Genomic DNA, 12,469 nt, shown 5'->3' on the forward strand with positions numbered 1-12,469 from the left:
TTGCCAATCCAAATTCAAGCTGCTTACATGACCTTTCCTTCAATAAAACGACCGCCTACTTACTTCCATACACCTTCGTTTTGGTTTGTGCTGGCGATGATGGCATATGTGTTGGTTTACCATGCAGTAGGTTATTTTGGTCATTATGGCTACGATGATATGCGCTATGCTGAGTTGGCCAAACAAATGGCAGATGGTAGGTTCAGTTTGCAGAATGGCGACCATTTTAGCTATCGTTGGGCATTGTTGGTGCCGACTGCCATTAGCTACAAACTATTTGGGGTGAATGACATAAGTTCTGCGATTCCCGCTTGGCTGTGTACTTTTTTCACGATGGGATTGATGTGGTATATCTGCCAATTTCCGAAAATTTGGGATGGGAAACTGGGCGCAAATATCTCTCGGCAAACGATTACGCTTCTATCCATTCTTGCTACAGCGTTGTACATATTGAGTTACGGCACATTGTTTTATGCCGACAAAATCATGACAGATATTTACGTTGCTTTTGCAGCCTTTGCAGCCATAGTTATACTTTTTCACCAAAAATACATCAGTCCTTCAACGGCTTCTTTTCGACATTCCTTGCTTTTTGCAGTGATGTTGTTCATTGGTTTTCTCGCCAAAGAAACCATCATTTTCTTTTTACCCGTATTTGGAGTGCTTTTTTTATTGGATATTTGGCAGCGAAAAAACGTACAGTTTTGGATATACAGTGCTGCAATAGGTTTCGGAATTTTGGTACTTTATTTTGGTTTGGTTTACCTACAAACCCATAGTTTTTTGCATCGTTTTGAAGCCATTGCCGCCAATAGTTACTTCAATCCTTGCAGCTACGACCAATTGCCTTTTGAGGTTCTTTTCAAGCGCATCACTTATGAGTTGTTGTTTGTTTTGATACGCTTTAGCAGTGTCTCCATCCTGTTTTTTATGGTAGCTATATTCTCTACCCCATTCAAAAAACTACTGCATACGCCTGATGCTTATTCCTTTTTTTGCAGTGTATCACTTTTGGCGTTTTTGTCCTCCTATTTTATGACTACTTCACCGACTTCTTATGTGCCAATGTGTCCAGATTTTCGCCATTTTTTATACCTTTCGCCTTTGTTTGCCATTGTAGCTGCGCCTATTGTGTATCAATATTTTGAAGAGCGAAAAAAACGCCATTGGGTACTTATCCTGACCCTTTCTTTTGCCTTTTTGACTTATTATGGAGTGTATGAAAACTACTACTATACTTATTTGCCTTTTGCCATATTGGTGTTGATTCGCTACTTTTTACCCATTATTTCTTCTGCCCAAATCGGTCGTTTTTTGACAATTGCTTTCATCGCAATGCTCTTTTTGCAGCCCATACAGTCAATACAATATGCTGGGGAAGTCGATTATGAAACCCAAAAAGAATTGATTTACAAGCGTTTTAAAGATACTTCGGACAAGAATTTGGTCATCACCAACACCGTCCAGAGCAACTACGGCAATTATTACCTGCAATTTGAGGAAAATGCCAACACCCGATTTGTGAACTACAAAGATTTTCAACCTTCTGATATTGATTCTACTGCAAATATTTTTGTACTGACAAATGGTTTGACACGCTATCAAAGTGGTGTGAAATGGGAAGATTTACCTCCTTATATTCAACAGATTCCCGATTCTTTCAAAAAAGTTTTTGAAGAAAATGGGGTGGTTTTGTATGAAGTACCTTATGCAATTATGGCGAATCAAAATTAAAACAAGAATAAAAATATGTATAAATCTATTTCTATTTCTTTGCTACTTATCATCAGCCTTTATGCCTGTTCTTCTTCAAAAAAAATATCAAATGTGTTTATTACAGGAAAAGAGGTGATAGTAGGCAGCAAAGTTGGAGAAAATACTCTGCCCACAAGTCCAAAAAGGAAAATCTGCAATGAATATTTGAATTATGCCCCTGATTTGGGGCACCTCAACCATACACCGATGCGATGGATACGCATCAACATCCATTTTGTGAACAACTTGGCAGGAAACGTCAACTTTTCGGAAGACGAGGGGCGACAATTTGCCAAAGACATTGTGGAGATTTCCAATGAAAAACTACTCAAAAACGCAAAAATGAACCTACCTATTGACAACAATACGCCTATATTACCTGCTCAATATCAGTACATTTTATCGGGAATTGAAGGGGATGAAACGGACGATGGTATTTATTTTCACCAAGATGATGAACTGTTTGAGTCCAACAAAAAAGGAGGAAAACATAGCAATTATTCAAAAGAACAATACAAACAATTTGGAATTCGGAAAGAAGAGGTTATCAATATTTTTTTCTTAGAACACCATCCTGATAGCATCAAATCACCTACCTACAAGGCTTCTGGAGATGGGATAGGTTTCCCAACTTGGGTGAAAGTGATTGGTGCATACATGGTGCATCATGACAATCCAAAGATGTCGATTAGGGCAGTTGCTGATAATTTTTCGGGTGTTTTCAACCATGAGATTGGTCATTCTTTGGGTTTGGCGCATACGTGGCAAACGAATGATGGCTGTGATGATACACCCCTCAATGCCAATTGCTGGAACATTGACCGCAATAAAACGCTTTGTGATGATATGAACAAGGTGTCGAACAACATGATGGACTACAATGCTTGGCGGTCTGCAATTACTCCTTGTCAAATCGGAAAGGTGCATTACAAGCTCTCGGATGAAAATGCGATTCAACGTAAAATGTTGGTGCAGACTTGGTGTACTTACAAACCCGAAGCTACGATTCGTATCCAAACGGGTGAGCATATAATTTGGAAAAGTGCCAAAGATTTGGAGGGGGATATTGTGGTTGAAAAGGATGCGAGCTTGACCCTTCAATGTTTGCTATCCCTTCCACAATGTGCCAAAATATCGGTAAAAATTGGCGGTAAGTTGCTATTGGATGGCGCAACGATTACCAACCGTTGTGGAGAAAAATGGCAAGGAATTGAAGTAGAAAAACAAGGAAAAATAAGAGGAATTGTTGAAGTATTGTCCCCTTCAAAGGTGGAAAAAAGTCTAAAAAGGGGATTTATTTTTTGACCATTGTTAATCTGATTATTGCATTAATTTTCATTTCTTGCTTATGCTACTAACGATTTCGAGTATAAAAGAAACTTGCCTTTATGTGGCAAATTTGGAGCAAACGAAGGTTTTTTACCACGAAAAACTGGGTTTGCCCTTGATTAGCTTCGTACCTGATAGACACGTCTTTTTCAGAGCAGGCAGTTCTGTTTTGTTGTGCTTCAATCCTGATGATGCCCGTCAGAAAACAGCATTGCCTCCTCATTATGGTTCTGGCAATTTACATTTTGCTTTTGAAGTAGTGGCAGAACAGTATGAGGCGTGGAAAGAGAAAATTGCAGGTTTGGGTATTGTTATCGAACAAGAGGTAGTTTGGCGACAAGGGGTGAAATCTTTTTACTTTAGAGATCCCGACAATCATGCTGTGGAAATAGCGATGCCTGGGATTTGGGAATATTAAAAAGGAAGCAATTGGCTGAAGTCTATGCCTAAGTAGTGGTATGTGCCTGCAAACAAAACCGACCAAAAGGAGAAAGCAACAAACATATATGCATATACTTTGCTGGTGTTTTTGTAGAATGCATTGGCGACCATTGTACCTACGGGAACTGTCAAAAAGACAGGAGTAAGGAAAGCGATGCCTGCCAAACCGTAACTGTTTTTGATGCGGACCAATAAGCGATTTTTGCGGTTCATGGTGAAGGCTTTCTTTTTATTCTTAGGAGGAAAAGTCCTTTGCCTCCATGTCGAAAATGTTTTGTACAAAACACTGAACATCCAAACGCCTATCATTCCTCCACTTATAGTAAGTAATATGGAGGTTAGGAAAGGAAAATTGTAGTAAAAAACAAAGCAATAAGCGATTACAAATTTGGTGCTTGACCAAAGAAGCACAATTACAATAGGAATTACGTCACCAAACATAATGTATGTCTAAAAGATTGATTGTAAATAGAAAAAAGTAATTATTTTGTCGATAATAATTTGTTTGGGGCTTATGAATGAATAGTGTTGTTTGATTGAATAAGTAGAATCAAATATGAAGCCAAAATTACGAAAAAAGTGGCAATAAAGCACCTCTATTCAAACTCTTTATTCATAGTAATGGTACGCAGATTGCATAGATTTGTTGGTTTTAGTGCCTAATATTTCTAATCTTTATTTTTTTGGTACTTCCCGAATCAAGAAATATTCAAAAACAGCTGCTTACCGAAAACATTATGAACATTTTGTGTTTTTGATAGTCTAACCTTAGTGTCTAATACAAACACATATGAAACTACCTAAAAAAACCTTTTTGTTATTATTTGCTTTTTCCATTTTTCTGAATGAACATCACATGACGGAGAATTTGTATGCTCAGATACCGATGAAGGCAATGACCTTCAATATTCGCTACGACAATACAATGGATACACTCAATCCTTGGGAAGTTCGTAAGGGTTGGACTGGAGAATTATTGGACAAATACGATGCAGATATTGTTGGTTTACAGGAAGCATTGCATCACCAATTAACGTATATTGCAGAACGATTGCCGCAATATGATTGGGTTGGTGTGGGGAGAGATGATGGTAAAATACAAGGAGAGTATGTACCTATTTTATATAAGAAAGAGCAATTTGATCTTTTGGATTATAATAATTTTTGGCTCTCCAAAACGCCAGAGAAAGTGGGTAGTAAATCTTGGAGGGCACTTCGCAGAATGGTGACATGGGCGAAATTGAAGGACAAACAAAACGGGAAAACCTTTTTTGTTTTCAATACACATTTTGACCATTTTAGTAAAAAAGCCCGTCGAAAAAGTGCCGATTTGTTGCTTAAATATATGTCAAATATCACCCAAGGTACTTTTGCGATTGTTCTTGGTGACTTCAACGCCTTACCTCATACCAAACCCTACAAAAAACTGGCTACCAACTTGAAAGATACGCACCATCTTTCCATAGATCTTCAAAGGGGTTCTATTTTTACGTTTCACAATTTTGGAAGTGAAGTAATGGATCAATACCGTACGATTGACTACATTTTTCTTTCAGATGACCAAACTATGCGTGTACTCAAACACACGGTAATCATAGACGATTGGGAAGGTAAATTTCCTTCTGACCATTTTCCTGTGATGGCGACGATGGAGTGGAAGTGAATTTGTGATTGGTTATCAGTTTCTTTAACACGATTATACTTACATTCCATACAGTTATTCTTAAAACAACCTCACTTACTACAATTACCTACACACTTAGTAAACAACCTTCAAATTTGGGGATAGATTTTATACTTTTGAACTACCAAACCAAAATCATTTTGCTATGTATAAATTTACTCTATTTGCCCTAATATTTTGTTTGTCAAATAGTTCATTCTCTCAGACTACAAAATTAACACAAATCTATTTTGGAAAAACAAAAAGTATCAAGGCAGAATACTATGTTTTGAAAAAAAGTAAAGAAATAAAACATGGCGAATATAAATCTTACTATCTCAGCGGAAAACAAAAAGAAGAAGGACTGTACTCGAACAATCAAAAAGAGGGAGAGTGGCTTGTATATGACTCAACAGGAAGGTTGGAGGAGGTTCAATTTTACAAATCTGGTCAAAAAACAGGTATATGGAAAAAATACATAGAAAGAGGTCAGGTTATTAAAAAGTTTGATTATGAAAATAATAAAGCCTTAGATCCATTGATATATGTACCTTGTGCATATCCTCCAATAGCAAGAGAAAACGGAATTGAAGGAGTTGTAGAACTTGATTTCATCTTTGATGATAATTGTATTCTGCAAGATATTAAAATCTTTAAATCACCTGGCGATGACTTTGATAAATCGGCCATTGACTGCGCCAAAAAAACTATACAATTGATTGCTAAATACTTTCCCAATAAATGCATCAAAGAATCTGAATTATTGCCGTACACAATACGCTTCTCACTTCAATAACTTCTCTGCTTCAAACCTCCCATTCACCTCCTCAATAAAACCCAAAACGTCTTCCCTGCCTGTTTTTTTTCTGGCGGAAGTCAAAAAATGTTGCGGCATTTCCTCCCATGTTTCCAAAAATTGCGCTCTAAATACCTCCACATTTTCTGGTTTGTACTTTCGATCATCCGTTTTGGTGAACACAATCACAAATGGAATCATCATCTCCCCCAACCAATTGGCAAATTCAAGGTCAATGGGTTGTGGAGGAATGCGGCTGTCTATCAGCAAAAATACACATTGAAGGTTCATACGTTTTTGAAGGTAATTCCGAATAAATTGCTCCCATTTTTTTCGCTGTACTTTGGATATTTTGGCATAACCATAGCCGGGTAAATCCACCAAATACCATTCATCATTGATGATAAAATGATTGATAGTTTGGGTTTTGCCGGGAGTATTCGATACTTTCGCCAACTTATTTCGCTCCGTAAGCATGTTTATTAACGAAGATTTACCGACATTGGAGCGACCAATAAAAGCATATTCTGGCAAGGTAGGTTCAGGACATTTGGACACACTGACAGAACTTGCTAGGTATTCCGCTGATTTAATGAGCATTTTTCGTTTTAATTTGAATTTCTTATATGATATTTTTGTTGCTATCTATTTGCTGTTCCACCATTGTCATGCTGATGTTCAAGGTATTTGAAGTCTATCGCATCGACAACTTTCAAGCAATCGTCTTCAACTATCTTACCTGTTTTGCAGTTGGATTGCTGACCGTAGAAAGCAATATTCTCGGCAGTAGTTTTTGGCAACAACCGTGGTTTCCTTTTGCCGTCATGCTGGGTTTTGTGTTCATCAGCACTTTCCAATTGATTGCCCTAACGACTCAGCAAAATGGCGTGACCGTGGCTACGATTGCCAACAAAACAACGATGGTAATTCCCATGACAGTAGCTTTTTTCATGTACGGTGATGTGGTCACACTTCCCAAAATTGTAGGAATCCTGTTGGCAATTGCTGCCATTTTTCTAACAGCACACAAAGATAAACAAGAATTTTCATTGGAGGGCATCATCCCTTCAAATGATGCGAACACGCTGAAATCCAAAGCACGTAATAACTATGCCTATGTTCTTCTGCCTTTGTCTGTGTTTTTGGCGGGTGGATTCATCGAAACAGTCATCAACTACGTGCAAGTGCATTATTTGCAGGAAAACAGTGCCAACGCTTTTTCGATGTTTATCTTTACCACAGCAGCAGCGATTGGTTTATTTTTTATTGTTATTCAGCGATTTACTCAACAAAAAAAACTCGTTGGGCGAAACATTCTCGGAGGAATCGTTTTGGGGATTCCCAATTATGGCAGTATTTACTTCCTAATCATGGCTTTGCACAGTACAGGCATGGAGAGTTCGAGGGTGTTTCCGTTGAACAATATCGGGATTGTTCTTTTGGCAAGTTTGACGGCTTTTGTTTTGTTTCGTGAAAAATTGACAAAAATGAATATATTGGGGGTAGTTTGTGCGGTGGTGGCGATTTTATTGATTGCTTTTTGAGATAATGGTAAAGTCTGTAATAAAGACTCAAATATCTAAGCTGTAATCGTTTAACAACTTGTTTTCCTTCGCATCTTTAGGATGTATATACTCTGCTTTACTTGGGTTATCAGTCACAAGAGATTCCAACTTGTTGATGTATTGCTTGAAATTCCTCAAACCTCTAAAACCTACATTTCTACCAGTTTTAGAAAAGAGAAACAAGACATCCATATCACTGGCATTGAGTATTTTATTGTATTTGTCAAAAACATTAAACCCTGCTCCGACTTTGATGAAAAAGTAATTGGTATATAAGCCTCTATCGTGTTCTTTTTCAGAATATCTACTGCGAATCCCTTCATCATAATGAATAAGCGTGACGTTTACGTTTAAATGAACAAAGTTTTTTCTAAAAAAGCGTTGGATTCGTTTGTTTAAAGTTTTCGTTTTTTCGGCTCGTTCAGATTCCTTGTTGAATTTTAGCTCACATAAAATGGTTAAATCAAGTTCTTCAAAAAGAGGGAAATCTTGAAGTAAATTCAAGAGCAGAGGAAACAGGTTTTTGTCAATCGGTCCAGTGCTTTTATCTGATAACAAATATTTATCAAAAATGAGCATTGACCTGATAGGATGTTGAAACAACTTTATTTTTTCCCAAGAATCAAATTTGGGATTGGCTTTGGGGTCTAAAGTAATCGGAATAGGCGTGTCTTCTTTGGCATTGTAAAAAAGTTTCCATTCATACACTAAATTGTTCGGATTGAGGTAGATATACCCAAATTTTTCGCTTAATTCTTGGCATTGATTGGATTCAATAGTCGTGAAAAACAATTTGAAAATTGAGCCTTTTTGGTAAAACTCATTGGTTTGAAGTTGGCTTGATAGCTCTTTTTGAAAAACAATGTTGTGAATATTGTCAAAAAACAAACTTAAAAAGGGAGTGCTTGAAATAAAATCTTCAAGTTCTATAGGTGAAAGGGCATCGAAGTTCTCCAATTCTTCCATATCTGTCACCAATACAAAGGATTTGAAACGCTTCAAGAATCTTTCCCAATCAATATGGTACTCGCTTTTAGCATCATACTCCAAAAAATAATTTTCTAAAAAAGCTTTGGTGATAATGAGTTCCATGAGTTAGGATTAATTCGCTTTGACAGCGTTTAGTTCTTTCTTCAATTTCAACAATTCAAACCGCATCTGAGTAGCCATATCAAAGAATCCTTCTCCAAAATCATTGTCCAAACTCCCATCTTCTTCAATATTGATTCGTTCAACTTGTTTTTTCCCTTTTGGAACATCATCAGGATTGTAGAAATAATAAATTGAAGTATTGTCTGGTGTGATTTTCTTTTCTGCGGTCAGTATTTGCAGTCGTCGGATGAGATATTCGCTGTGTGTCTCAATGATAAATCGAAGTCCAAAAGTTTCCTGTGCATCTATAAATAAGTCTGCCAGTTTGGTTTGGAAATTGGGGTGCAAGCTGTTTTCGGGTTCTTCAATCATCAATAGTTTTGTTTTGCACAACACTATTTTCATCAGTAAAGGCAACAAAGCAGTAATCCCAAAACCCAAATCCGCCAACTCCAATTCCTTTCCATTTTTCCAAATTTTAACCGCATTTCCATACGTTCCTATAGGAACAAACTCCACCTTATCAGCGATTCCAAAACCTTCTTCTCCAAGCCATTTATAGATAAAAGTTGTTTTTTTTTCATCTTTTGATGCACCATTTTTGGTGTATTGTACCAATAGGTCATTGAAGAGTGTACCTTGTGATTGATAGGTGTAAAGTCTTTGGGTGTTGGCTTTTATTGGAGGGAGGTATTCTAATTGGAAGGCTGATTGTAGGATGATTTTAAAGATTTTTTCTATCCAGTCTATAATTCTATGGTCATAACTTTGTCCTCTTAGTTTTACAGTATCTATATCTATTTCATGGTGGGCAATGTCCCAAGGATACGGGCTGCTATTTTTAATATCAATACTACTAAATACTAAAGCGAATATTTCGCCAATTAATTTATTAATTCCTTGATTTTTAGACTGTTCTGTTGCGTTTAAAATCTTTAAAAGTCTTACCTTTTTTGGCTCAATAGTTTTTATTGCCTTTTCCAAATCCTCTATTTGATATGGAGTGCGTTTTAATGAAATGCCTAAATCACTACTAAATTTATTTTCATTAAAAACTAAATTATCTTGCAAATTGTATAAAAAATAATCTAATACTTTGCCATCCTTATATTGAAAAGAAGAAAATAAAAGGTATTGATTACCGATTGCATTAATCACATTATCATAATTTGCATAGTCCAAATCAGTTAGACCATATCTACTGTGCATATAGTTGTCAATTGCTGGGTATTCTTGTTTTAAATCGTGTATAATGAATTGTGTTATTTTTTCAGTATATGAATCTAACGAATTTTCATATTCAGGCATAAACTTAACAATCGAAACTATATCCTCCTCTTTCTCATTCAAAACCGACTCCAAACCTCCAAGATGATGATGCTCACCTGTAAAATCCAATTCCTCCAATCCATTCTTTTTCATGCTGTCAGCCAACAACAACAATGCCTTCAATACGGTACTTTTACCCGAATTATTCGCTCCTGTCAAAATCGTCAAAGGGGCAAATTCAAACTCTGTTGCATCTTTGAAAACTCTAAAATTTTTAAGGGTGATACCTGTTATATAAGCCATAAAGGAATAAGTTATTGAAGAAAAACAAATTTAGGAAAAAACATTTGTTTATCAATTTTTTCTCACAAACAAACACTACTTTTACTACTTTCCCTTACAACAACAATTGATGTCAAATTAGTTCAATTGCCATTGTTTTTATAAACTCTCGCTACTTTTTTGTAAAATTGAGGAATAGTTCAATCATGCAAATACATTTTTACACCTTATGAAAAACCTTCCATTTCGAACTTCATTTTTTTGCTTTTTCTGTTTAATTCTATTTTTGTTCTTCACCAATGCTTGTCGTCAATCCACTCCAATAGTTGAAAAAAAACCGAATAGAGGAGTGTTAGCCAAAAACGGCATGGTCGTCACCGCCAATCCCTATGCTTCTGCAATTGGCTTGGAAATATTAAAAAAAGGCGGCAATGCTTTTGATGCGGCAATAGCCGTACAGTTTGCCTTGGCTGTTTGTTATCCGAGAGCGGGCAACATTGGAGGAGGCGGTTTTTTGGTGTATCGAAAAGCAGATGGAACAGTCGGTAGTTTGGATTTTCGGGAGAAAGCCCCAAAAGCTGCAACAACAAATATGTATTTGGATTCACTCGGCAATTACATATCTGACCTGAGCAAACGAGGTCATTTGGCGGTTGGAGTGCCTGGCACAGTAGCGGGTATGGTTGCAATGCACGAAAAACTGGGCTCATTGCCTTTTGCAGATTTGGTGAATCCGAGTGTGGAATTGGCGCACAATGGGGTGAAATTGAGCAAAAACGAAGCAGACAAATTCAATCAATACCAAGAGGATTTTAAAGAATTGAATCACTTCCAAATCAATGCGTGGAAGGAAGGCGGTTGGCAAGAAGGGGACAGTTTGAAACATCCCGAATTGGCGGCAACTTTGGCCCGTATTCGCAACAGTGGACGGGATGGTTTCTACAAAGGTGAAACGGCGGATTTGTTCGTGGAAGAAATAAAAGCAGGCAATGGCATCATTACACACGAAGACTTGGAAGCCTATCAAGCAGTTTGGCGGGATGCTTTGGTGGAAAATTACCAAGATGATTACCGCATCATCTCTATGCCTCCTCCTTCAAGTGGCGGAATCGCTTTGGTGCAGTTGTTGGAAGGCTCCGAAATGTTTGACTTTACTGCAATGGGACACAATACAGTCGAAAGCATTCATGTTATGACCGAATTGGAGCGTCGGGTTTATGCTGATCGATCTATGTATCTGGGTGACATGGATTTCTACAAAGTTCCGATGCAGCAGTTGTTGAACCCTGACTATTTGAAAGAGCGTTTTGCAGACATCAAAATGGACAAAAAAACGGATTCTCAAGACATCAAGGAAGGCAAAGTCGGAAAGATTGAAAGTGTAGAAACAACGCATTTTTCGATTGTCGACAAAGACGGCAATGCGGCATCTATTACCACAACCCTCAACGACAATTACGGCTCGAAGGTGATGGTGAAAGGGGCGGGTTTTTTCTTGAACAACGAAATGGATGATTTCAGCGCAAAGCCTGGTGAGCCAAATATGTTTGGTTTGATAGGTGCGGAGGCGAACAAAATCGAACCCGAAAAACGGATGTTGAGCAGCATGACCCCAACTATTGTCGAAAAGAATGGTGAATTGTTTATGGTGGTCGGTACGCCTGGCGGTGCTACGATTATCACTTGTGTCTATCAAACGATTATGAATGTAATTGCCCACGGCATGAACATTCAAGAAGCTGTGAATGCTAAAAAAACACACTCTCAATGGCTTCCTGATGTAGTTCTTTTGGAGGAAAATGCAGTGGATGATGCCGTTGTAGAAGGATTGAAGAAGTTGGGGCATGAGATAGAGTACCGCCCTGCTTTGGGCCGAATGGAAGCCGTTTTGGTTTTACCTGACGGCACTTTGGAGGGAGCGGCCGATTATACAAGAGGGGATGATTCGGCTATGGGGTTTTGAAGGAACTTTAGATAGATTGAATTGTTGTACCAATAAAAATAATAATACCGAAAATCAGCAGCATCGCTGCAGCTCTATTTGTAAAAAGGATAGCTAAGAAGTTATTTTCAAGGGGCGTAGCCTCGTCACCAAAGTTGGTCTTATCGAAGCTACACTCCTATTGACTGCAATTCAAGACATTTTGCTGCAAATTTTTTAGAACGATTTATTCTGCGTTTATTATCCCTAATCTGGCCCAGTCAGTACCCTACAGGAATTGAACCACAAAAGGCACAAAGGACACAAAAGGAATCATAAAAGTCTTTTGTGTCCTT

Annotated in this window: 11 protein-coding genes; 7 read left to right on the forward strand and 4 right to left on the reverse strand. The window is 37.6% G+C overall.

From position 1 onward, the window contains the following. Positions 1-27 precede the first annotated feature (27 nt). From R3E32_12085 to R3E32_12095, 3 genes are read left to right on the forward strand one after another with little or no spacing between them, the layout of a single operon-like run. Positions 28-1,734 carry a hypothetical protein gene (locus R3E32_12085; GenBank protein ID MEZ4885461.1) on the forward strand — a complete coding sequence of 569 codons (1,707 nt, stop codon included), beginning with the start codon at positions 28-30 and terminating at the stop codon, positions 1,732-1,734. Positions 1,735-1,749: 15 nt separating this feature from the next. Beyond that, on the forward strand, positions 1,750-3,060 hold the full coding sequence (locus R3E32_12090; protein ID MEZ4885462.1) for a M43 family zinc metalloprotease: 1,311 nt from the start codon (positions 1,750-1,752) through the stop codon (positions 3,058-3,060). A 43-nt stretch (positions 3,061-3,103) separates the two neighbouring features. Continuing rightward, a complete protein-coding gene (locus R3E32_12095) occupies positions 3,104-3,502 on the forward strand; it encodes a VOC family protein (GenBank protein ID MEZ4885463.1) in 399 nt (132 codons plus the stop codon). Here the strand turns inward: R3E32_12095 and R3E32_12100 are convergent. Then, positions 3,499-3,966: a hypothetical protein gene (locus tag R3E32_12100; protein MEZ4885464.1), complete on the reverse strand. Its 468-nt coding sequence runs from the start codon at positions 3,964-3,966 to the stop codon at positions 3,499-3,501. The genes R3E32_12095 and R3E32_12100 overlap by 4 nt on opposite strands. A gap of 349 nt (positions 3,967-4,315) precedes the next feature. On the opposite strand from R3E32_12100, the gene R3E32_12105 reads away from it, so the two are divergent. Next, entirely contained in the window at positions 4,316-5,188 is an 873-nt protein-coding gene (locus R3E32_12105; protein MEZ4885465.1) for an endonuclease/exonuclease/phosphatase family protein, read from the forward strand. A gap of 166 nt (positions 5,189-5,354) precedes the next feature. Then, positions 5,355-5,984, forward strand: coding sequence for a TonB family protein (locus R3E32_12110; GenBank protein ID MEZ4885466.1), 630 nt, complete (start codon positions 5,355-5,357; stop codon positions 5,982-5,984). Here R3E32_12110 and yihA read toward each other — a convergent pair. Continuing rightward, complete coding sequence (yihA, locus tag R3E32_12115) at positions 5,973-6,584, reverse strand: ribosome biogenesis GTP-binding protein YihA/YsxC (GenBank protein ID MEZ4885467.1); 612 nt, start codon at positions 6,582-6,584, stop codon at positions 5,973-5,975. The two genes, R3E32_12110 and yihA, sit on opposite strands and share 12 nt — an antisense overlap. A 74-nt stretch (positions 6,585-6,658) precedes the next feature. Here yihA and R3E32_12120 point away from each other — a divergent pair, with 74 nt between their 5' ends. Beyond that, entirely contained in the window at positions 6,659-7,528 is an 870-nt protein-coding gene (locus tag R3E32_12120; protein MEZ4885468.1) for an EamA family transporter, read from the forward strand. 27 nt (positions 7,529-7,555) lie between these two features. On the opposite strand, the gene R3E32_12125 is transcribed toward R3E32_12120, so the two are convergent. Both R3E32_12125 and R3E32_12130 read right to left on the reverse strand, forming a co-directional pair. Then, a complete protein-coding gene (locus R3E32_12125; protein ID MEZ4885469.1) occupies positions 7,556-8,641 on the reverse strand; it encodes a hypothetical protein in 1,086 nt (361 codons plus the stop codon). Between the two features lie 9 nt (positions 8,642-8,650). Beyond that, positions 8,651-10,213: a DUF3696 domain-containing protein gene (locus R3E32_12130; protein MEZ4885470.1), complete on the reverse strand. Its 1,563-nt coding sequence runs from the start codon at positions 10,211-10,213 to the stop codon at positions 8,651-8,653. A 328-nt stretch (positions 10,214-10,541) separates the two neighbouring features. Here R3E32_12130 and ggt point away from each other — a divergent pair, with 328 nt between their 5' ends. After that, positions 10,542-12,155, forward strand: a complete 1,614-nt coding sequence (gene ggt, locus R3E32_12135) for a gamma-glutamyltransferase (GenBank protein MEZ4885471.1) — start codon at positions 10,542-10,544, stop codon at positions 12,153-12,155. Positions 12,156-12,469: the final 314 nt, after the last annotated feature.

It is taken from the genome of Chitinophagales bacterium (assembly GCA_041392475.1).
In the GTDB taxonomy this organism is placed as follows: domain Bacteria; phylum Bacteroidota; class Bacteroidia; order Chitinophagales; family UBA2359; genus JAUHXA01.